We start from the raw sequence: 21,443 nt of genomic DNA on the forward strand, positions 1-21,443 counted from the left end.
ATGACTGTTGTAAATAACAACAAATTTGCTTTGAAAACCCTCTACCTTGCGGTGCTCTGCGCCCTGGCCAGCCTGGGCACCGCCCATGCCGCGCCGTACGTGGAAAACGGCAAACTCGGTGATCCCAACAGTTGGCGCAGCGCCGAGTTCAACGCCGATTGGGGCGTGGGCGCGATCAATGCGCAGCAAGCCTACGCCGCCGGTTACACCGGTAAAGGCGTGAAACTGGGGATCTTCGACCAGCCGGTCTACGCCCAGCACCCGGAATTTTCCGGCACCAACAAGGTGATCAACCTGGTCACCAGTGGCATCCGCGAATACACCGACCCGTACATCCCGGTCAAAGCCGGGGACGCGTTCCTCTATGACGGCGCACCCTCGGTCGGTTCCGACGGCAAGCTCGGAGCCCACGGCACCCACGTTGGCGGGATTGCCGCCGGCAGCCGCGATGGTGGGCAGATGCACGGCGTGGCGTTCGGCGCGCAAATCATCAGTGCCGACAACGGCGACCCAGGCCCGGAAGACGGGATCATTCGCGGCAACGACGGCGCGGTCTACAAGGCCGGTTGGGATGCCCTGATCGCCAGCGGCGCGCGGATCATCAACAACAGCTGGGGCATCGGCATCACTGATCGCTTTGACCTCGGCGGGCGCAACCCGGCGTACCCGCACTTCACCGTGCAGGACGCGCAGTTGCAGTTCAACGAGATCCAGCCTTTGCTCGGCACCAAACCCGGCGGCGCCTATGACGGCGCCATCGCGGCGGCCCGCAGCGGCATCGTCACGATCTTCGCCGCCGGCAACGACTACAACCTCAACAACCCGGATGCCATCGCCGGCCTCGCGTATTTCGTGCCGGACATCGCGCCCAACTGGATCACCGTGGCGGCGTTGCAAAAGAACCCGGACCTGACCAGCGCCGACCTCTACAACATCAGCACCTTCTCGTCGCGCTGCGGCTACACCGCGAGTTATTGCGTGTCGGCGCCGGGCAGCAAGATCTACAGCTCGATCATCACCGGCAACAGCGCCGACACCCTCGGCACCAGTTACGCCAACTACAACGGCACCTCGATGGCCGCGCCCCATGTGGCCGGTTCCATGGCGGTGCTGATGGAACGCTTCCCGTACATGACCGGCGCTCAGGTCGCCAATGTATTGCGCACCACCGCCACCGACCTCGGTGCCCCTGGCGTCGATGCGTTGTACGGCTGGGGCATGATCAACCTGGGCAAAGGCATCGATGGCCCGGCGATGTTCGTCACCGAGCAGGACATTCCTGAAGAATTCCGCATCGAAGGCGCCTACGGCTCCAGCCAGTTTGTCGCGGACCTGCCGGGTATCGGCGGGATCATCGACGCCGGCAAACCCACCGAGCGTGTCTGCAACGACGTGCACTGCGGGCTCGACACCTGGCGCAACGACATTTCCGGCCATGGCGGCCTGACCAAGCAAGGTATCGGCACCCTGGTGCTGACCGGCGCCAGCACTTACACCGGCCCGACCCTGGTCAATCAGGGGCGCCTGGCGATCAACGGTTCCCTGGCGTCGGCGGTCACCGTCAACAACAGCGGTATCCTCGGCGGTAACGGCCGCATCGGCGCACTCACCGCGAAAAGCGGCGGTACCGTGGCGCCGGGCAATTCCATCGGCACCTTGCAAGTGGCCGGCGACGTGGTCTTCGAGCCTGGCTCGACCTACGCCGTGGAACTGTCGCCGACCAGCAGCGACCAGATCATCGCCGGCGGCAAAGCCGTGATTGATGGCGCTACTGTGAGCCTGTCCCTGGAAAACAGCCCGACCTTGCTGACCACCGCCGAGACGCAAAGCCTGCTTGGCCATCAGTACAACATCCTGCAAGCGGCGGGTGGCATTCAGGGCCAATTCGCGGCGGTGCTGCCGAACTACCTGTTTATCGGCGGTGCCCTGGATTACTCGGCCACCGGCATTCAACTGGCAGTAGAGCGTAACGCGACGGCTTTCAGCGATGTCGCCCAGACCCCGAACCAACGCGCCGTGGCGGCAGCCGCCGAGCAATTGGGCGCGGGCAATGCGTTGTACGAAACCCTGCTGTTGGCGCCGACTGCGGCGGTGGCCCAGCAAGCGTTCCAGCAACTGTCCGGCGAGATTCATCCGGCCGTTGGCACGATGCTGATCAACGACAGCCGTTACCTGCGTGATGCAGTCAGCGATCGTCTGCGCGAACGGGATCTGTTCGACGCCGGCGCGCCGACCGACGAGAAAAGCAACCTCTGGGTCAAAGTCCTGGGCGCCTGGGGCAAGAGTGATGGCGGCAACGACAACGCCAGTTCCAACAGCTCCATCGGCGGTTTGCTGGTGGGTGGCGATGGCTTGATCGCTAAAGATACCCGTCTCGGTTTCGTCACCGGTTATAGCAACAGCTCGTTGAACATGGGCGATGGCACGCATTCGTCGGCCGATGTCGACAGCTACCACTTGGGTGCGTACCTGGGGCATGAAATCGATGCCCTGCGCCTGAGCGTCGGCGGTGCCTACAGCTGGCATCGCATTGATGCGAAACGTGACCTGCAATTCGCCGATGTCAGCGGCAAGCAGAAGACCAAACACGATGCGACCACCGCGCAGGTGTTCACCGAAGCGGCTTATCGTTTGGACCTGCAACCCCTGGCCCTGGAGCCGTTCGCCAAACTGGCCTACGTGCATTTGAACAGCGACAGCTTCACCGAAAAGGGTGATGCCGCCGCGCTGAAAGGTGGTGAAGACAATCGCGACGCGGTGCTCTCGACCCTCGGTCTGCGGGCGAGCAAATCCATCGCGCTGTCCGACCAGAAAAGCCTCGAACTGTCTGGCAGCCTCGGCTGGCAGCACAACCCGAGCAGTGTCGATACGGATCAACACCTGGCCTTTGCCAACGGCAACACCGGGTTCAACGTGCAGAGTGTGTCGATGGATCGCAACGCCGCCGTGGTCGGCCTGCGTGCCGGGTTGGCGTTGAACAAAGCGACCCGCGTAAACCTGGATTACAACGGGCTGATCGGCTCCAACGAGAAGGACCACGGCGTGGGCCTGACCCTGGACTGGCAGTTCTGATTTGACGCTAAGGAAGCCAACACATGGGACTGTTTGATTACAAAACTGCCGGCGGTGCAGCCGGCAAGGCGTTGTACAGCGATGCCATCGCCCTGACGCTTTACGCCTACACGCCGACGGGCAAGCCATTGCCCGCCACTGCCTGGGCGCCGATTGGCGCGACCGCGCTGGGTTATCAAGGCAAGGTCAGTGCGCAAGGTTCGTTCTTTGGCGAGAAGGACGGCTTCACCAGCGCCGAAGCCGAAGTGCTCGGCAAGTACGACGCGGCCGGCAAGTTGATCGGCATCGGCGTGGCGTTTCGCGGCACTGGTGGCCTGGGCTACAGCGACACCTTCGGCGACATCAAGAACAACCTGCTGGCCGCCATCGGCCCGGTGGATTACGCGAAGAACTACGCGAAAAACGCGTTCGACACCTTGCTCAAGGACGTCGCCGCGTTCGCCATCGCCCATGGTGTGGGCGCCAAGGACGTGTTGATCAGCGGGCACAGCCTCGGCGGCCTGGGGGTCAACAGCGTTGCGGAGTTGAGCGGTGATAACTGGGGCGGCTTCTTCAAGGGCGCGAATTACGTGGCCTTCGCTTCGCCGACCCAAAGCGTCTCCACTAGCGTGCTCAACATCGGTTACGAAAACGATCCGGTATTCCGCGCGTTGGACGGCACCACGTTCAGCAGTGGTTCGGTGGGCAAGCACGATGGTTATCAGGCGTCGGCGACCAACAACATCGTCAACTTCAATGATCATTACGCCTCCACCGCGCAGAACCTGGTGCCGTTCAGCATCCTCAACCCGATGAGCTGGTCGGCCCACGGTTCGCTGGGTTATGCCGATGGCTTGAACCGGGTGATCGACTCGAAGTTCTACGACCTGACCAGCAAGGATTCGACGCTGATCGTCTCCAACCTGGCGGTCGATTCCCGGGGTAAAACCTGGGTCGAGGATTTGGGCCGCAGCGGCGAGCCGCACACCGGCAGCACCTTCATTATCGGCACCGACAGCAACGATTTGCTCAAGGGCGGCGCCGGCAATGACTTCATCGAGGGCCGGGACGGTAATGACCGTTTCCGCGATGACGGCGGCTACAACATCCTGCTCGGCGGCAAGGGCAGCAACACCTTCGAGCTGCAAAAACCGTTGCAGAACTTCAGTTTTGCCAACGACGGCGACGGCACGTTGTATGTGCGCGACGCCTACGGCGGCATCAGCCTGACCCGGGACATCGGCGCGCTGGTGAGCAAGGAGCCTGGCTCGTGGTTGGGCACCAAGGACGTCAGTTACACCGTCACGGCCAACGGCTTGCTCAACGGCAGCGAGCTGACCCACTACAACCATTCGCTCAATGGCGATGCCTACGGCAACACCCTGGCGGCCACCCTCGATGGCGACTGGTTGTTCGGCAATGCCGGCGATGACTTGCTGCGCAGCGACAAAAGCCACGTCACCTTCGTCGGTGGCGCGGGCAATGACGTGATGCATGCCAGTGGCGGCAACAACACCTTCCTGTTCAGCGGTGCCTTCGGTTACGACGCGATCAATGGCTACCAGGGCAGCGACAAACTGGTGTTCATGGGCGTCCAGGGCGCGGGGCAGGGCTATGACTACAAGCAACACGCGACCCAGTCCGGCCACGACACGCTGCTCAAGATTGGCGATTTTGCCGTCACCCTGGTCGGCGTCGGACTGGATAATCTGTCGGCTTCAACCATCACTTTCGCGTAACCGTAACAAAAGCTGCATGCACTGAATGCTCCGGGGCGCCTCGTCAGTGAGGCGTCCTGGTTGTGAGCTATCTCTGACAATTCCAATAAAGAGAGAGGCAATTTCAATGGGTGTGTATGACTACAAAAACTTCAGCACAGCAGAATCCAAGGCGTTGTTCAGCGACGCCATGGCCATCACGCTGTACTCCTACCACAACCTGGATAACGGCTTTGCCGCCGGTTACCAGCACAACGGCTTCGGCCTCGGGCTGCCGGCAACACTGGTCACCGCGCTGATCGGTGGCACCGATTCCCAGGGCGTCATCCCCGGCGTGCCGTGGAACCCTGACTCCGAAAAACTCGCACTGGACGCCGTGAAAAAGGCCGGTTGGACGCCGATCACCGCCTCGCAACTGGGCTATGACGGCAAGACTGACGCACGGGGAACCTTCTACGGCGAGAAGGCCGGCTACACCAGCGCGCAGGTCGAAATCCTCGGCAAGTACGACGCTCAAGGTCATCTTACGGAGCTTGGTATCGCCTTTCGTGGCACCAGCGGCCCGCGGGAAATCCTCATCGGTGACTCCATCGGCGACGCGATCAACGATCTGCTGGCCGCACTCGGGCCAAAGGATTATGCGAAGAACTACGCCGGTGAAGCCTTTGGCAAATTGTTCGGCAATGTGGCGGCGTTTGCCAGTGCCCATGGCCTGTCGGGCAAGGACGTACTGGTCAGCGGTCACAGCCTCGGTGGTCTGGCGGTCAACAGCCTGGCGGATCTGAGCACGGACAAGTGGTCGGGGTTCTACAAGGACTCGAACTACATCGCCTACGCCTCGCCAACCCAAAGCAGCAACGACAAAGTGCTCAACGTTGGCTACGAAAACGACCCGGTATTCCGCGCCCTCGACGGCTCGACCTTCAACCTCGCGTCCGTGGGCGTGCACGACGGCGCCAAGGCCTCGACCACCGACAACATCGTCAGCTTCAACGATCACTACGCCTCGACGGCGTGGAACGTGCTGCCGTTTTCCATCCTCAACATCCCGACCTGGATCTCCCACTTGCCGACCGCGTATGGCGACGGAATGAACCGGGTGATCGAGTCGAAGTTCTACGACCTCACCAGCAAAGACTCGACCATCATCGTCGCCAACCTCTCGGACCCGGCGAAGGCCAATACCTGGGTCCAGGACTTGAACCGCAATGCCGAAACCCACAAGGGCAGCACCTTCATCATCGGCAGCGACGGCAATGACCTGATCCAGGGCGGGAAGGGCAACGACTACCTCGAAGGCCGGGATGGCAACGACACCTTCCGCGACGGCGGCGGCTACAACATCGTGCTGGGCGGCAAGGGCAGCAACGTGCTGGATTTGCAGCAGTCGGTGAAGAACTTCGTGTTCGCCAATGACGGCGTCGGCAACCTCTACGTGAAGGACGCCAACGGCGGGATTAGCATCACCCGCGACATCGGCAACATCATCACCAAGGAACCGGCGTTCCTGTGGGGCGTGTTCAAGGACGACGTGACCCACAGCGTCACGGCGGATGGCTTGAAAGTCGGCAACAACCTGACCCAGTACGCCTCGACGGTGAAGGGCGGCGCGGGGGCTGACACGCTCACGGCCCACGCCAGCGGCGACTGGTTGTTTGGCCTGGACGGCAACGACCATTTGATCGGCGGCAAGGGTAATGACGTGTTTGTCGGCGGCGCGGGCAATGACCTGATGGAGTCGGGGGGCGGGATCAATACGTTCCTGTTCACCGGCGGGTTTGGCCAGGACAAAGTGATTGGCTATCAGGCCAGCGACAAACTGGTATTCCTCGGGGTTCAAGGCGTGGCGCCGAACGATGATTACCGGGCGCATGCCTCGGCGGTCGGGCATGACACGGTGCTGACGTTTGGTGGGGACTCGGTGACGTTGGTGGGGGTTGGGTTGGAGAGTTTGTCTGGCTCCGGCATCGTCATCGCCTGATAGGGCCTCTTCGCGGGCAAGCCCGCTCCCACAGGGGACTGCATGTGCAGCAGATTTTGTGCACGACGCAGATCCAATGTGGGAGCGGGCTTGCTCGCGAAGAACGATAACGCGGTAAACCTGCCAGTCACCGTGACTCGAAGGTCATTCCTGGACTCAAACACCTGCACCAACAGGAAACGGCACTAAAGCATCCGCCCACTTCTGCGTTATGTCTAAACGCACAGCGGTATGCCGCCATTGAGTACAGGAGATTCAGCAACGTGAGTAACAGCAAGAGAGTTGTCTTGGGGTTGGCCTTGGCCGTGTTATCGGCGAACGCCGTCGCAGAATTGCCTCACAACTCGATTTTGAGCCGTTATGGCATGACGCCAGACGAGTTGCCGAAACCGGCAGCGATCGAAACCAAAACACCTGTCGAAGAGAAAAGCCGCTTTCATATCGAACCGGAGCAGCCTTGGGCGACGATCCGGATCGGTGACGGGAAGAAGCCGGAAGTGACCGGCAACATCAGCATCGATAATTCGGTGCAGCAGGAATATGACCGGTGCCAGAAGCTGCGGGCGGAGATGATCAAGCGCGGGGATCGCTATGTTGTCTGCGATACCAGTGTTCCGGGGATGCCTTGATTTTGTGTTGATTTGACTGGCCTCTTCGCGAGCAAGCCCGCTCCCACATGGGATCTGCGCCGTGCACAAAATGTGTGACTGGACGCGGTCCCCTGTGGGAGCGGGCTTGCTCGCGAAGAACGATAACGCGGTCTTCAGTCCTCCTTGCGAACCGTCGCCACATCATTGGCATTGACCTTCACTTTCGCCCCGGAGATATCTTCGAATTCATAGAATCCATCCTTGGTCTTGGTTTTCGGCATGTCCTTGGTCAAATACTGGGTGCCGTTCTGCAGGGTCACCACGGTTGGCGTGGAGCAACCGGCCAGGGCCAAAAAAGCTGCAACGGCCAGGGGCAGGCCCAGGGTCTTGATATTCATAACACCTCCATGATGCTCAAAAAATCAGTGTGACGGTTTCTGTCATCACTGTCGCTCTATGGCGGTTGGTGCCGTGGATCGGCAGAAAGTTCGATGGTCACCTGAAAAATGCTCGATTAGCCGCGCCGCCCATCCTTTTCCATTTGCACCGCACCGGTCGTGCTGGTATCTGTACGCATAACCAGTACTCGCTCGCCATGGCCCAATTTCCTGTGACTGCAAACCCGCTCGACGATCCGTTCTATTACTTGAACAACTTCATGCAAGTGCTTGATTGGCTTGAGCATCGCTATGCCGACGTGTTGAGCCCGGAAGAGCAGCATTTCATTCTTGAGTTCAATCGGCTGCCCCGTGAATCCCGGGCACTGCTGGTGCGGATGGTGATGCGCAAGGGCCTGCATTTCCGGGCCGGCAAGCTGCATTATGTCGAGATTGGCGATATCGCCAGCGCTGCCGGTCCGCTGCTGGAACTGGGCTGGATCGATGAGCAGTCGCCACTGTTTATAGAGGACGTGTTCGACGTATTGCTCAAGGCCGAGATCCTTCACTGCCTGGGCCATGCCATTGACCAACCCAAGGGCAAGAAGACCGATTGGCTGCCGCTGCTGAGCGAGCAGTTTCCCGAATCCGGCAGCTTCGCGCAGTGGTGCCCGACACTGGATGACCGCTTGTTCAGCCTGACCATCATGGGCCTGTGCGATCGGTTGCGCCTGATGTTCTTCGGCAACCTTTACCAGGACTGGTCGGAGTTCGTGCTGGCTGACCTCGGCATCTACACCTATGAAAAAGTCGAGTTCTGCGCCGAATCCCGAGGCTTGCGCAGCCGTGAAGACGTGGACGCCTGTGTGTTCCTGCATGACTGTCAGCAGCGGTTCGAGGCCGGTGAAGCGGTGGCGGAGGTTGTCGAGCAGATCAACGCATTGGCGCTGGGCAATCCCTGGCTGCAACGGCGGCGGGGCAAGTTGTTGTTCCAGATTGGCCAGTACTGCGAACGCATCGCGGATTTCGCCAATGCCCTGGGCATCTACCGCGAATGCGCCTATCCCGGCGCACGATTGCGGCTGATCCGGGTGCTGGAACGTTGCGGTGAATACGCGCTGGCGCTGGAGCTTGCGTCTTTCGCCGAGCAGTCGCCGGAAAGCGCCACTGAACAGCAAAAATTGCTGCGGGTGCTGCCACGGCTGCGGCGCAAGTTGGGCGGGCCACCGATGAAACGCGCGGCCCCTCGGGCCATGGAGCGCCTGGACTTGCAGTTGCCCCGAACCGATCTGGCGCTGTCGGTGGAGTATTACGTGCAGGCGCATTTGGCCGAAGACGCGGCGCCGGTGCATTACGTCGAGAACAGCCTGATCAATTCACTGTTCGGCTTGCTCTGCTGGCCGGCGATTTTCGCGCCGTTGCCGGGAGCGTTTTTCCACCCGTTCCAGCGCGGGCCGGTGGACTTGCTCAACGAAGACTTCCACGAACGCCGGGCCGAGTTGTTCCGGGCCTGCCTTGCCGAACTGGATGACGGGCGCTATCGCCAGACGATCCGCGAGCGCTACCTGGCCAAGTGGGGCGTGCAGTCGCCGTTCGTGTTCTGGGGGGCGCTGAGCGAAGAATTGCTCGATCAGGCCCTGGACTGCCTGCCGGCCGAACACCTCAAACACTGGTTCAACCGCTTGTTGCTGGACATCAAGGCCAATCGCGCCGGCATGCCGGACCTGATCCAGTTCTGGCCGCAGGACAAGACCTACCGCATGATCGAAGTCAAAGGCCCCGGCGATCGCCTGCAAGACAATCAACTGCGCTGGCTGGAGTTCTGCCACGAACACCAGATGCCGATTGCCGTGTGCTACGTGCAATGGGCGGAGCAGAGCGCTTGAGCTACAGCATTGCGGTGCGGGCGCTGTGTGAATTCACCGCCAAGGTCGGTGACCTGGACCTGCGCTTCACCCCGTCACCCACCGCGCTGGAAGGCATCGTCGGCCATCGCACCGTCGCGTCACGCCGCAACGACAGTTACCAGAGCGAAGTGGCGCTGGAAGGGCAGTTTAATACGCTGAAGGTCAGGGGCAGGGCGGACGGCTACGACCCGACGCAAAACTGCATGGAAGAAGTCAAAACCTACCGCGGCGACCTGAGCAAGCAACCGACCAACCATCGCCAGTTGCATTGGGCCCAGGCCAAGGTCTACGGCTGGCTGATGTGCCAGAAGCTGCAACTGGCCGAAATCAACGTGGCGCTGGTGTATTTCGATATCGTCAGCGAAAAGGAAACCTGTCTGGTCGAGGCTTTCCGTGCCACTGAACTGGAGGCATTCTTTGAGCACCACTGCCGGTTGTTCCTGCATTGGGCCGAGCAGGAAATGGCTCACCGCGAAGCGCGCAACCAAGCGGCGCAAGGCTTGGCGTTTCCCCATGCCGGGTTTCGTCCGGGTCAGCGACACCTGGCCGAATCGGTGTTCAAAGCGGTCAGCACCGGTCGCTGCCTGATGGCGCAGGCGCCCACGGGTATTGGCAAGACCGTCGGCACGCTGTTCCCGATGCTTAAGGCGTTGGCGCCGCAGCAACTGGACAAGGTGTTCTTCCTCACGGCGAAAACCCCGGGGCGCAAACTGGCACTGGACGCGGCGCAGGTGATCCTCGACAGCGCCGATGCACCGCCGTTGCGGGTTCTGGAGATGATCGCCCGGGACAAGGCTTGCGAACACCCGAACAAGGCCTGCCACGGCGAATCCTGCCCGTTGGCCCAGGGTTTCTACGACCGCTTGCCCGCCGCGCGCCAGGCCGCCAGCCTGTTGAGCCTGTTGAACCAGAGCGCCTTGCGTGACGTGGCTCTGGAACACAGCGTTTGCCCGTATTACCTGAGCCAGGAAATGGCGCGCTGGGCGGACGTGGTGGTCGCTGACTACAACTATTACTTCGACTTCAGTGCCTTGTTGTTCGGTCTGGCCCAAGCCAACAACTGGCGGGTCGCGGTGTTGGTGGACGAAGCCCACAACCTGGTGGAACGCGGGCGGCAGATGTACAGCGCCAGTCTTGACCAGGCGACCCTCAACGCCGTGCGTAAAACCGCGCCTGAACCGCTGAAGAAGTCCCTGCAGCGGGTCAATCGCGAATGGAACGCCCTGCATGACCAGCAACTCAGTCCCTATCAAGCCTACGACAAGGCCCCGGAAAAACTGCTCCAGGCCTTGTCATCGTACAGCGCGAGCATCGGCGACTACCTGAACGATCACCCGCAAGGGCTGGACAGCGCCTTACAGAATTTCTACTTCGACATGTTGCAGTTTGGCCGGGTGGCGGAGCTGTTCGATGAGCAGTTCCTGTTCGACATCAGCAAGCGCGACCTCGAACGCAAACGCAACCTGTCGCAACTGTGCCTGCGCAACGTGGTGCCCGCCGGGTTCATCCGCCCACGCCTGACGGCGGCGCGCAGTACCGTGCTGTTTTCCGCGACCCTGAGCCCTCGGCATTACTACGCCGACCTGCTCGGGACCCCGGCGAATACCGTGTGCATCGACGTGGAGTCGCCGTTTCACGCGGATCAGTTGCAGGTCAGCATCATCAGCCAGATCTCGACGCGGTTCGTCCACCGTCAGGCGTCCCTTGAGCCGATTGTCGAGCTGATCTCGCGGCAGTTCACCGAGCGCCCCGGCAACTACCTGGCGTTTTTCAGCAGTTTCGATTATTTGCAGCAAGTGGCGCAGTTGCTGGCCGAGCGGCATCCGCACATCACGCTGTGGTCACAGTCCCGGGGCATGGCTGAGCATCAGCGTCAGGACTTTCTCGACCAATTCACCGCGCACAGCCAGGGCGTTGGCTTCGCCGTGCTGGGCGGGGCGTTCGGCGAAGGCATCGACTTGCCCGGCGCACGGCTGATCGGCGCCTTTATCGCCACGTTGGGGCTGGCGCAACTGAACCCGGTCAACGAACAAATGAAACACCGCATGGCGGCGATTTTCGGCGCCGGTTATGACTACACCTACCTGTATCCCGGCGTGCAGAAAGTGGTGCAGGCCGCCGGACGGGTGATTCGCACCCAGCAGGATCGGGGCGTGGTGATGCTGATCGATGACCGGTTTGGCGACAGCAAGGTCAAGCAACTGTTGCCGCGCTGGTGGTCGGTGGGTGTAGGTCAGGGCGTATCGGTGTAGGCGATAGATGTCGCTGGAATGGTGGTTTTTTCTGAGTTTTTTGTAGGAAGAGTTTCTTTAAAAAACAAATATATATCCTGATAAACAAGCCCTTTTGAACAATCGGCGATACCTGCTTTATTGAAGGTGCAGCAATCACTTTCAGCCGAATCTTTGATAAGGAAATCAAGATATGTCCCAAGCACCGAGCTACACGTACACCCCTGCGCAGGTCACTGCGGCTTTCACTGAGATCATGGCAACGCTGTTGACCAACATCACTGCCGAGACCATTCCCAAGATACTGGTCGTCGCCGGGCTGCAAGGCTCGGGTAAAACCTGGCTGCTGGAAAAGTCACTGCTGCCTTCCAACCGCTACACCAACTATGTGCGCCTGTACCTGCCCGATTACCGGAAGAAACACCCGCAATACGCGGACATGATCAAACTCGGTGTCTTGCACGCCTATGAACATACCGACGCGTTTGTCCGGGAGCTGGTTCGGCACACTCAAGGAACGGACCTTGCGTGTCCATAGCACCTACACCAAAGCCGCCGGCGGTGCGCTGACGGTCACTGCCGTGACCGCACCGTATGCCTACAGTGCCTATGGCACGATCATCAATAACCACGTGTTTTCCATGGCGGATCGCGACGAGATGGTCAAGGAATGCCACCTGGCGCTACTCAAGACCGGGACTTATGCCGAGCATGTCCCGGACTTCGTCTACAACGATCTGTATGCCTACGTCGTCAAGTACGTGTACCGATAAGGTTCAGCCATTCGTCGGCAAAGCGATGACAGTCTCCGGGCCAACGGGCCGTCAGCAACTGCCGGTCGCGGACCACGAAGCCGTGTTGTGGCTTGTCCGCCGAATCGCGTTTGGACATCAACGGGCCGCGCTGGAAATCCGCAGGTTTGCCCAGGGCGGCGCGCACTTCGGCTTCGACGGTTTGCCGGTATGTCCGGTAATAGCGCCCCAGCCACAGCGCGGTGAGGATCCAGGCCGGGACTTCCATAGTGCTGGCCACCAGGGCCGTGACCTTGTACCCATCGATGACCGGGCGCCCGGTGTCAGGGGCAAGGGTGCGGGCCAGCAACAGCACGCCGTGACAAATCGCGGCCACGGGTTTGTCGGTCTGGAAAAAGTGCCGGGCAATGCGCCGGGCCTGGCCGGACTCCAACAGGCTGCGCATGCCTTGGGCGTGGCCGCCGGGAATCAGCAGCCCGCTGAATTGCGCCGGGTCGACATCGGCGTAGGCCAAAGGCTGGCGGAACGCTTCGTCCTCGATCATTCGGGCGTAACTGACAAGATCCGGTTTGCGCGTCATCAGGAGCGGGTTCAACAGGCCGAAACCGCGGTCTACCAGACGCGGGTCAGCGTAGGCGGGCGCGCCCTCGGGTGTTGCGAAACGCACCTCGATCCCGGCCTGGCGCATGGCCTGCCAGGGCACGCTGCTTTCAGTCGGATCGTAATCGCGGGTCGGCAACAGAATCAGAATCATCGAGGGCAGTTTCCTTGGCCTGAAGGGGCAGGTGGCATCGAGAATAGGTGTTCTGTAACCGCCACTCCACTACAACATTCCGAGGCTTGGGTATTACGGCTGTCCTATCCTGTGGTTTGTCGCATACTCCACAGAACAATAACGTCGGGAGGGACCAATGAGCGGTGACCGGACAAAAACCAAGGCTGTCGAGGACAGCCGTTTTCGTCAGTTGATCGATTCCGTGGTGGATTATGCGATCTACATGATCGACCCCGATGGCATCATCACTAGCTGGAATGCCGGCGCCCGGCGTTTCAAGGGCTACGAAGAGGCGGAGATTCTCGGCCAGCATTTCTCGCGGTTCTATACCGAAGCGGATCGTCTTGCCGGGCTGCCCCAGCGCGCGCTGGATACGGCAAGGACGGAAGGTCGTTTCGAGGGCGAAGGCTGGCGGGTGCGCAAGGACGGCACGCTGTTCTGGTCCCATGTGGTGATCGATCCGATTATCGACCCGTCAGGCACGCTGGTGGGTTTCGCCAAGATCACCCGCGACCTCACCGACCGCAAAATGGCCGAAGAAACCCTTAAGCAGAGCGAACAGCAGTTTCGATTGCTGGTTCAGAGCGTCACCGACTACGCAATCTACATGCTCTCCCCGGACGGGCACCTGACCAACTGGAACCTCGGTGCCCAGCGCATCAAGGGTTACCGGCCGGAAGAAGTGATCGGCAAGCATTTTTCGATGTTCTACACCCCCGCGGACCGCGAAGCCGGCGAACCGCAACGGGCGCTGGCAACCGCGGAGCGGGAAGGGCGGTTCGAAAACAAGGCCTGGCGCCTGCGCAAGGACGGGACACAGTTCCTGGCCCATGTCGTGGTGGACCCGATCTGGGGCGAGACGGGGACGCTGCTCGGTTTCGCCAAGATCACCCGTGATATCACCGAAGTGACGCAAGCCCAGCAGGCCCTTGAGCAAACCCGGGAAGCGCTGTTCCAGGCGCAAAAGATGCAGGCCATCGGCCAACTCAGCGGTGGGATTGCCCACGACTTCAATAACCTGCTGACGGTGATCCTCGGCAACCTGGAAATCGTGCGCAAACGGGTGTCGGACGATCCGAAAATCCTGCGTTTGCTGGACAACGCCACTCAGGGTGCCTTGCGTGGCGTTTCCCTGACCCAGCGAATGCTGGCCTTCGCCCGGCGTCAGGAACTCAAGACCGAACCGGTCGAAATCCCGGCCCTGATTCAAGGGATCACCGGCCTGTTGCGCAGCTCCCTGGGGCCGGCAGTGAATCTCGAAACCCGCTTCGCCCCCGACCTCGAACCGGCAGCGGCCGACATTAATCAACTTGAACTGGCTTTGCTGAATCTGGCGACCAACGCCCGTGATGCCATGCCCGACGGCGGAAAGATTGTCATCAGCGCGAGGAACGAGGAGGTCAGCGACCCGGCCCGCTCATCCTTGCCGATCGGTCGATATGTGTGCCTGAGTGTCACCGATACCGGGGAAGGCATGGACCAGACCACGCTGGCGTCGGCGACGGATCCTTTCTTCACCACCAAAGGCGTGGGCAAAGGCACCGGCCTGGGCTTGTCGATGGTTCACGGCTTTATTGCGCAACTGGGCGGACGTTTCATTCTCAAGAGCCAGAAGGATGCCGGCACCACGGCCGAACTCTGGTTGCCTGTCGCCACCCCCGGCTCGATGACCGCACCGGTGATTGAGGCGCCGGCCATGTCGACCATACCGGGGCTCAGCGTTCTGGTGGTGGATGACGACAGCCTGGTGCTGACCAGCACCAGTTTGTTGCTCGAAGACCTGGGGCATCGGGTGATCAGTGCGGCCTCCGGTGTGCAGGCCCTGGAAGCATTCGAAACTGGCCAGGCCATTGACCTGGTTATCACTGACATGGCCATGCCGCACATGAATGGCGCGCAACTGGCGCAGGCGATCCGCAACCGCAAACCGGACCTGCCGATTATCTTGGCCACTGGCTACGCCGAGCGCCTGGAAGGCTTCGTGACTGAGCTTCCGCGCCTGTCCAAACCGTTCACCCAATTGCACCTGGTGGAGATCATTGCCCAAGCGATGAAATGACCGGGGGGAAATCGGGCTGAACTTTGCCAACGCAGGTTTCTTCTAAACGCTTTCCACTCTGTGTGTGAGCGCCGTGCCAAGAATACTGACCGACACCCTTGCCGAAGAAGCGCTGAACGAACACAACGCCAAGATGTTCGGCTCGCCCAAGGAACGCCTGGATTTCTATCGCCGGGAAATCCAGTACGAAACCAGCATCCTGGCCAACCGCACCGATGCTTATCTGGCGGCGCAATCGTTTCTGGTGATTGCCTTTGCGTCCTGCATGTCCAACCTCAATCCAGAGTGGGGCAAGCTGTTCACCCTGGTGGTGCCACCGTTTTTGGCGTTGCTGGGCGTGCTCAGCTCGTTGAACGCCTGGCCGGGCATTCGGGCGGCGTACGACATCATCGACCACTGGCACTTCAAGCAAAGCCAGTTGCTGGACAGCGAACCGCTGATGGGATTGGCCTACGATGAATCGCCGCTGTTCGCCGAAACAGAGTCGAGCCACAAGGGCTATCGCAAGTCGCTGCTGTTCTCGGTGCGCACACCTTGGATTTTTGCGACGTTCTGGATGTTGTTGGGTAGTTACTCGTTCTACATCCAGGTCACGAATCCGGGGGCTTGATTGAATTTGAGTTGCAAGCGCTGTTGTGGCGAGGGAGCAAGCTCCCTCGCCACAGCAAGCCCCTTCACCACAGCTATCTCCCTTGCCATGGTTGAGTGTTGCAAGCATCACGCCGCCAGATTAGCCGCCGTCATTTCCTTCTTGTACTGAACCTTGAGCATTTCCATCTGCTGCCCCAGCTCTTCAAGCGTGGCTTTGCCCAGCAGCTTCTTGGCTTGCGGGAACATCTCGGTTTCTTCCTCCTCGATGTGGTGTTCCAGCAGTTCCTTGACCACTTTCACCCGGCCCGAGAACTCGGGGGTCGAAGGGTCGGTAGTTTTCAGGTCTGGCAGCACCAGGGAATCCACGGTCCGGTGTTCTTCCTTGGCTTCGTAGTACATGACTTCCTGCTCTTTGCCACCGGCCTTTTTGTAGGCGGGGTAGAGCACTTCTTCTTCCAGACGGGTGTGGATGGTGATCTCCATTTCCAGCTTGGCGATCAACTCCGTGCGTTTTTTCACCGCGCGTTCCGTGGACTCACTCAACTGGCCGAGGATGCCTTTTACGCGTTCGTGGTCGGCTTTCAACAGGTCAATGGCGTTCATGGTCGAACCTCTTGGTTTAATCACTGGGCAGCGCAGACGATCGGGTTGCCGTCAGTCGCTTACAGTGCAAGAGCATTTCTCGTGCCTCATTTATTGATTGATAAAAAACCATTTAAAACAATCAGTTGAGATGGCTGTAAGGTATTTTTGCCATGCAAGATGCATGAATTGACGCTGTTGCCCAATGCAAATCGCGGTCTCAAAAAAAGATCGCCGCCTTCAGTCATTCCTGCCAAGGGCGGCGATCTTTTTTGACGGCTTCAAATGCGTGAATCAAAACCCTCGCCAGTGGATCGGGCATGCAGCAACGCCAGGGCCTGGGTCGACGGAAACTCTTCTTCAATCAGGCGCAGATGATCGATCGCTTCCTGAAATTTCGCATCCGCCTTGTGCCGCAGTGCCTGATATTGCGTGAACAATTCAGCATCCAGCTCGACTTTTTCCAGCAGTTCAAATGCTTCCTGGCTCAATCGATGCGCGTCTTCGAACAATTGACGATTGCATTCAAGTGCGAAGTCGCGGCAAGCCTGTGGATGCACCGGGGCCGAGTAGTACTGCATAGCGTTCACCTTAATTCTGGGGGGAGCCACGAGGGCTGGATAAAGGTGTGACTGTTGGCATTTGGCGGAAATTTCATTATTTTCGGGCGGAAAAATGGATGGATACATAGCTTGCTATCGTAAAAGCAATCAGGATTTTTGATTATTCAGTCGTTCATAACGGGCCAGCATCGGTTGGGTGCTGATGCCATGAATCAGAATGCTCAACGCCACCACCGACAGCGTCAGGTCGGTACACAGAGTCGCCACGGAAGGCGGAAGATCGTGGTTCAACACGTAGAACAGGTAATAAAAACTACCGATGCCGCGAATGCCAAACCAGCCGATCAATGAACGCTGGCGCCGGTCAAGCAATCCTCCCCAGGGAATAAGCCACACGCTCAAGGGCCGAATCACACAGAACAACACCGCCGCAATCACCAGCGCGCGCCAGTCCCAATGCGCCACCAGCACCACCCCGAGCAACGTCACCAGGAACACTTCCATGGCCCGTTCCACCAGGCTGCCGAAGGCGAGCATGTCGCCCATCATGATGCCGGCCGCGACTTGGGTGTCTTCCAGATTCTCGACGTCGCCGTGTACTGCCAACTCAGGCTCGACGTTCTGGTGACCGACCACCGGCTGCACCAGATGCTCGGCCGGGGTCTGGGTGTCACCGGTGGATTTGACCTCGGCTTGCCGTAGCCCCAAACCCGCAGCGAACACCGACAGAAAACCGTAGCCATGAATCGACTCGGCCGCCACATAGGCCAGGGCAATCAGGGCCAGAGTCAGGTAATCGTTGGGGGAGAAGGTGCTGTCGGCATTGCGGATACGCATCGACAACGTCACGCGACCGATGCCGTGGCCCATCCAGTAGCCGGTCAGCAACCCGGCAGGCACCGCCCATAACAGGCTTTTCAAGGCCCAGTCATCGAGCCAGGCGCTGGAATTTCCACTCTGCTGCAAAAACAGCAAACCGAGGATGACGAACGGAAACGCGACCCCATCGTTCAGCCCGGCTTCACCCGAGAGCCCGAAACGCACCGGATCGTAATCCTTGGCGTCATTGACCTGCACCAACGAGGCCAGCACCGGGTCGGTGGGCGCCAGGATCGCGCCGATCAGCAACGATGGCCCCCACGCCAGATCCAGGCCGTAATGCAGCAACAGGCACACGCCGGCAATGCTCAACAGCATTACCGGCCCGGCGAGACCGAACGCGACTCGCCACTTGCGATCCCTGAGCGGCAAACGCAACTTCAACCCGCAGACAAACAGCGAAAAGAGCACCGCGACTTCCGTCAGGTGCTCCATCCAGTTCGACGCGTCCTTGATGTCCAGTTTAAGCAAACCCATGCCCGCCGGGCCGATGCCTACCCCGAGCGCCAGGCAGACCGCCGAGGTGGTCACCGGCATCCAGCGCAGGAACGACGAAGTCAGCGCCAGCGTCAGCAGCACCGCACCCAACACCGCCACCCATATCGTGAAGCTCATGCCGGACGCTCGCTGGGTGGGTGCATTGACAGGCTCAACCGACGGTCGCGCGCAGGTATTCAGGGGCCAGGACGTTAGTCCACAGCAGGATCATTTCCACCAGGATCGTCACCAGATACGTGGTCCCGATATACAGGCACACCGCGGGGATCAGGGCCAGCAGCACCAGATGCGCGAGGTAGTGCCGTGGATGCTCTTCTTCCTCGTGACGGATATCCGTCCAGGCGTAATTGGGTTGGGTAAACAGCTTGATAATAGGTGCGGACATGACGACCTCCAGATAGCAAAGGCCCGCCATGGGCAGGCCTATACAGTGTTGAGTTCTGGAGTCGGTGGCGGGTTCCATTTAAAGAATCGGTTTGCCACCCGTCACGCCATAGCGCTGGCCGGTGATGTAGCTGGCCTCGTCCGATGCCAGCAGCACATAGATCGGCGCGACTTCCACCGGTTGGCCCGGCCGCCCGAGCGGTGTCTCGCCGCCAAAGTTCTGCACCTCTTCATCGGTCATGGTCGAGACGATCAGCGGCGTCCAGATCGGGCCGGGTGCCACGCTGTTCACCCGAATGCCTTTCGGCCCGAGCATCTGCGCCAGGCCGCCGGTGAAATTGGCGATGGCGCCCTTGGTCGTGGCGTACGGGAGGAGGGTCGGCTTGGGCATGTCGGAGTTGACCGAACTGGTGTTGATGATCGAGCCGCCGGCCTTCATGTGCTTCAGTGCGGCCTGGCAGATGCGGAAGATGGCGGTGATGTTGACGTCGAAGGTCATCACCCATTCTTCGTCGGGGATGTCTTCGAAATTCTGATGGGTCATCTGGAACGCGGCGTTGTTGACCAGGACGTCGATATGCCCGAAGCGCTCGACGGTTTTGCTGACGATGTCATAGCACTGAGCTTTTTGCGCCAGATCCCCCGGCAGCAGCAGGCATTGGCGCCCGGCCTGTTCGACCCAGCGAGCGGTTTCCTCGGCGTCTTCGTGTTCATTCAGGTAGGCGATGGCCACGTCGGCGCCTTCCCGGGCGAAGGCAATCGCCACGGCGCGCCCGATGCCACTGTCGCCGCCAGTGATCAGGGCGATCTTGCCCGCCAGTCGGCCGGAACCCCTGTAGCTCTGCTCGCCGCAGTCGGGGTACGGGTCCATTTTCTTTTGCGAGCCGGGCACGGATTGCGGTTGTTTCGCGAAGGGCGGTTTTGGGTAGTCAGTCATCATCGATCTCCAGTCTCAAGGCACAAAGGCGAGGGCAGATGCCGCTCCTGGAGGGTTGACCCTGGGCTTTTGCGTGGAGTTCGGTTGGATTTCGGATGGCGGATCTTGGAGCGCAAATATCACAAAACACACAAATCCCCTGTGGGAGCGGGCTTGCTCGCGAAGGCGTCGTGTCAGTCAGCATTTATGTCCACTGACACACCGCTTTCGCGAGCAAGCCCGCTCCCACAGGGGGAGGGGATTTTCACTTGTTGAGCAAGCTGCGCTCCATCCGCGCAATCCCTTCTTCCAGCAGCGCCCGCGGACAGCCGAAGTTCAGGCGCACGAACTGTTTGCTGTGATCACCGAAATCCAGGCCGGCGCTCAAGCCGACTTTGGCCTGTTCAAGGAAGAACCGCTGCGGATCGTCCAGCCCCAGCGCCGTGCAATCGAGCCACGCCAGGTAAGTGCCTTGTGGCACGTTGATGGTCACGCCCGGCAGTCGGGTGCGCACTGCGTTCACCAGATAATCACGGTTGCTGTGCAGATAGGTCATCAGTTCAGCAAGCCACGGCCCACCCTCGGTGTAGGCCACACGCGTAGCTTCCAGACCCAGCGGATTGACGCTGTCCACCAGACCGCAACGGGCATGGTTGACCCGCGAAAGCAGCGCCGGGTCCTGAATGATCATGAACGAGGTCTTCAAACCGGCGATGTTGTACGCCTTGCTCGCCGACATCAGGGTGATCGTGCGTTTGGCAACTTCCGGGCTCAGGGATGCGGTAGGAATGTGTACACGCCCGTCGTAGCACAACTCGGCGTGAATCTCGTCGGAGATGATCCAGGCGTTCTGTTGCAGGCAGATATCCGCCACGGCTTGCAGTTCTTCCCGGGGGAACACCTTGCCCAGCGGGTTGTGCGGGTTGCTCAGCAACAATGCGCCGCCACCGGTCAGGGATTCGCGCAACGCATCCAGCGGCGTGGCGTAGGAACCGTCGGCCTGGGCGACAAATTCCAGCTCAACCTTGTTCAAGCCCCAATGCCCCGGCGCATGCCGTAGGGGCGGGTAGTTGGGCGTCTGCACCACGACGTTCTGCTGCGGCTCGACCAGCGCATTCAGCGCCATGTTGAAACCCGATTCCACCCCCGGCAGAAACACGATTTCCTGGGGCAGGACGTGCCAGGCGTATTTGTTCCAGAGGTCGGCGACGATGGCGTCGCGCAGGTTCTCCGGCGCCACGCTGTAGCCGAGCAACGGGTGTTCCAGGCGTTTTTGCAGGGCCTGGATGATCACCGGCGGCGCGGCGAAATCCATGTCCGCGACCCACATCGGCAACACGTCGGCCGGGTACCGGCTCCATTTGGTACTGCCGGTTGCGTGGCGGTCGAACACCTGATCGAAATCGAAGGTCATGCTCAGTCTCATAAAGGGTGGGGAGGAATCATGGCGGCATGATAATCCCCAACGTTCATCTCTGGTGACACCTCACAAAAATAATCAGGACACCATCCCCTGTGGGAGCGGGCTTGCTCGCGAAGGCGGCGGCACATTCAACATCCTCATTGACTGACCCACCGCTTTCGCGAGC

General features: G+C 60.3%; 15 protein-coding genes and 2 pseudogenes. 9 read left to right on the forward strand and 8 right to left on the reverse strand.

Going from position 1 to position 21,443, the window contains the following annotated elements:
• The 4 genes from ACIQY3_RS17145 to ACIQY3_RS17160 all read left to right on the forward strand — a co-directional run bounded on the left by ACIQY3_RS17145 (window position 1) and on the right by ACIQY3_RS17160 (window position 7,379).
• Window positions 1–3,072 (forward strand): autotransporter domain-containing protein, encoded by a 3,072-nt coding sequence (locus ACIQY3_RS17145; protein WP_403021472.1) that lies wholly within the window; start codon window positions 1–3, stop codon window positions 3,070–3,072.
• A gap of 23 nt (window positions 3,073–3,095) precedes the next feature.
• Window positions 3,096–4,790 (forward strand): polyurethanase, encoded by a 1,695-nt coding sequence (locus tag ACIQY3_RS17150; RefSeq protein ID WP_403021475.1) that lies wholly within the window; start codon window positions 3,096–3,098, stop codon window positions 4,788–4,790.
• 106 nt (window positions 4,791–4,896) lie between these two features.
• On the forward strand, window positions 4,897–6,750 hold the full coding sequence (locus ACIQY3_RS17155) for a polyurethanase (RefSeq protein WP_403021477.1): 1,854 nt from the start codon (window positions 4,897–4,899) through the stop codon (window positions 6,748–6,750).
• A gap of 263 nt (window positions 6,751–7,013) precedes the next feature.
• Complete coding sequence (locus ACIQY3_RS17160; protein WP_403021480.1) at window positions 7,014–7,379, forward strand: hypothetical protein; 366 nt, start codon at window positions 7,014–7,016, stop codon at window positions 7,377–7,379.
• Between the two features lie 134 nt (window positions 7,380–7,513).
• Here ACIQY3_RS17160 and ACIQY3_RS17165 read toward each other — a convergent pair whose 3' ends face one another.
• The gene (locus ACIQY3_RS17165) at window positions 7,514–7,738 is read right to left on the reverse strand and encodes a YgdI/YgdR family lipoprotein (RefSeq protein ID WP_054046026.1); all 225 of its coding nucleotides are present in this window, start codon (window positions 7,736–7,738) and stop codon (window positions 7,514–7,516) included.
• A 197-nt stretch (window positions 7,739–7,935) separates the two neighbouring features.
• Between ACIQY3_RS17165 and ACIQY3_RS17170 the strand changes: the two genes are divergently transcribed.
• The 3 genes and pseudogenes from ACIQY3_RS17170 (at window position 7,936) to ACIQY3_RS17180 (ending at window position 12,628) form a co-directional block, all read left to right on the forward strand.
• Entirely contained in the window at window positions 7,936–9,603 is a 1,668-nt protein-coding gene (locus ACIQY3_RS17170) for a VRR-NUC domain-containing protein (protein ID WP_403021484.1), read from the forward strand.
• Entirely contained in the window at window positions 9,600–11,876 is a 2,277-nt protein-coding gene (locus ACIQY3_RS17175; protein ID WP_403021487.1) for an ATP-dependent DNA helicase, read from the forward strand. Before ACIQY3_RS17170 ends, ACIQY3_RS17175 begins: the two co-directional genes overlap by 4 nt.
• Before the next feature lie 172 nt (window positions 11,877–12,048).
• Window positions 12,049–12,628 (forward strand): annotated as a pseudogene (locus ACIQY3_RS17180) (zeta toxin family protein).
• On the opposite strand, the gene ACIQY3_RS17185 reads toward ACIQY3_RS17180, so the two are convergent.
• Window positions 12,609–13,361, reverse strand: a complete 753-nt coding sequence (locus tag ACIQY3_RS17185) for a type 1 glutamine amidotransferase domain-containing protein (RefSeq protein WP_403021489.1) — start codon at window positions 13,359–13,361, stop codon at window positions 12,609–12,611. The pseudogene ACIQY3_RS17180 and the gene ACIQY3_RS17185 overlap by 20 nt on opposite strands.
• A gap of 157 nt (window positions 13,362–13,518) precedes the next feature.
• Here ACIQY3_RS17185 and ACIQY3_RS17190 point away from each other — a divergent pair, with 157 nt between their 5' ends.
• Both ACIQY3_RS17190 and ACIQY3_RS17195 read left to right on the forward strand, forming a co-directional pair.
• Entirely contained in the window at window positions 13,519–15,441 is a 1,923-nt protein-coding gene (locus ACIQY3_RS17190; RefSeq protein ID WP_403021492.1) for a PAS domain S-box protein, read from the forward strand.
• Window positions 15,442–15,514: 73 nt separating this feature from the next.
• Complete coding sequence (locus ACIQY3_RS17195) at window positions 15,515–16,051, forward strand: hypothetical protein (protein ID WP_163910447.1); 537 nt, start codon at window positions 15,515–15,517, stop codon at window positions 16,049–16,051.
• A 107-nt stretch (window positions 16,052–16,158) separates the two neighbouring features.
• Here the strand turns inward: ACIQY3_RS17195 and ACIQY3_RS17200 are convergent, their stop codons facing one another.
• From ACIQY3_RS17200 to ACIQY3_RS17225, 6 genes and pseudogenes are all read right to left on the reverse strand, one after another.
• Window positions 16,159–16,635, reverse strand: coding sequence for a hemerythrin domain-containing protein (locus tag ACIQY3_RS17200; RefSeq protein WP_054614760.1), 477 nt, complete (start codon window positions 16,633–16,635; stop codon window positions 16,159–16,161).
• A 260-nt stretch (window positions 16,636–16,895) separates the two neighbouring features.
• Window positions 16,896–17,195, reverse strand: a complete 300-nt coding sequence (locus ACIQY3_RS17205; protein ID WP_403021496.1) for a hypothetical protein — start codon at window positions 17,193–17,195, stop codon at window positions 16,896–16,898.
• 129 nt (window positions 17,196–17,324) lie between these two features.
• The gene (locus tag ACIQY3_RS17210; protein WP_403021498.1) at window positions 17,325–18,671 is read right to left on the reverse strand and encodes a cation:proton antiporter; all 1,347 of its coding nucleotides are present in this window, start codon (window positions 18,669–18,671) and stop codon (window positions 17,325–17,327) included.
• A 94-nt stretch (window positions 18,672–18,765) separates the two neighbouring features.
• Window positions 18,766–18,939 (reverse strand): annotated as a pseudogene (locus ACIQY3_RS17215) (Yip1 family protein); the annotation flags it as partial.
• Between the two features lie 78 nt (window positions 18,940–19,017).
• The gene (locus ACIQY3_RS17220) at window positions 19,018–19,875 is read right to left on the reverse strand and encodes an SDR family oxidoreductase (RefSeq protein WP_403021501.1); all 858 of its coding nucleotides are present in this window, start codon (window positions 19,873–19,875) and stop codon (window positions 19,018–19,020) included.
• Window positions 19,876–20,119: 244 nt separating this feature from the next.
• On the reverse strand, window positions 20,120–21,268 hold the full coding sequence (locus tag ACIQY3_RS17225; protein WP_403021504.1) for a MalY/PatB family protein: 1,149 nt from the start codon (window positions 21,266–21,268) through the stop codon (window positions 20,120–20,122).
• Between the last annotated feature and the right edge of the window lie 175 nt (window positions 21,269–21,443).

The sequence above is a fragment of the Pseudomonas sp. NPDC096950 genome (genome assembly GCF_044762525.1).
GTDB lineage: Bacteria > Pseudomonadota > Gammaproteobacteria > Pseudomonadales > Pseudomonadaceae > Aquipseudomonas.

Bases quoted from the DNA above. Each gene is read 5' to 3' on its own strand.
- ACIQY3_RS17145 (WP_403021472.1), top strand. From the start codon at position 1: ATGACTGTTGTAAATAACAACAAATTTGCTTTGAAAACCCTCTACCTT.
- ACIQY3_RS17150 (WP_403021475.1), top strand. From the start codon at position 3,096: ATGGGACTGTTTGATTACAAAACTGCCGGCGGTGCAGCCGGCAAGGCG.
- ACIQY3_RS17155 (WP_403021477.1), top strand. From the start codon at position 4,897: ATGGGTGTGTATGACTACAAAAACTTCAGCACAGCAGAATCCAAGGCG.
- ACIQY3_RS17165 (WP_054046026.1), bottom strand. From the start codon at position 7,738: ATGAATATCAAGACCCTGGGCCTGCCCCTGGCCGTTGCAGCTTTTTTG.
- ACIQY3_RS17170 (WP_403021484.1), top strand. From the start codon at position 7,936: ATGGCCCAATTTCCTGTGACTGCAAACCCGCTCGACGATCCGTTCTAT.
- ACIQY3_RS17185 (WP_403021489.1), bottom strand. From the start codon at position 13,361: ATGATTCTGATTCTGTTGCCGACCCGCGATTACGATCCGACTGAAAGC.
- ACIQY3_RS17190 (WP_403021492.1), top strand. From the start codon at position 13,519: ATGAGCGGTGACCGGACAAAAACCAAGGCTGTCGAGGACAGCCGTTTT.
- ACIQY3_RS17200 (WP_054614760.1), bottom strand. From the start codon at position 16,635: ATGAACGCCATTGACCTGTTGAAAGCCGACCACGAACGCGTAAAAGGC.
- ACIQY3_RS17205 (WP_403021496.1), bottom strand. From the start codon at position 17,195: ATGCAGTACTACTCGGCCCCGGTGCATCCACAGGCTTGCCGCGACTTC.
- ACIQY3_RS17210 (WP_403021498.1), bottom strand. From the start codon at position 18,671: ATGAGCTTCACGATATGGGTGGCGGTGTTGGGTGCGGTGCTGCTGACG.
- ACIQY3_RS17220 (WP_403021501.1), bottom strand. From the start codon at position 19,875: ATGACTGACTACCCAAAACCGCCCTTCGCGAAACAACCGCAATCCGTG.
- ACIQY3_RS17225 (WP_403021504.1), bottom strand. From the start codon at position 21,268: ATGACCTTCGATTTCGATCAGGTGTTCGACCGCCACGCAACCGGCAGT.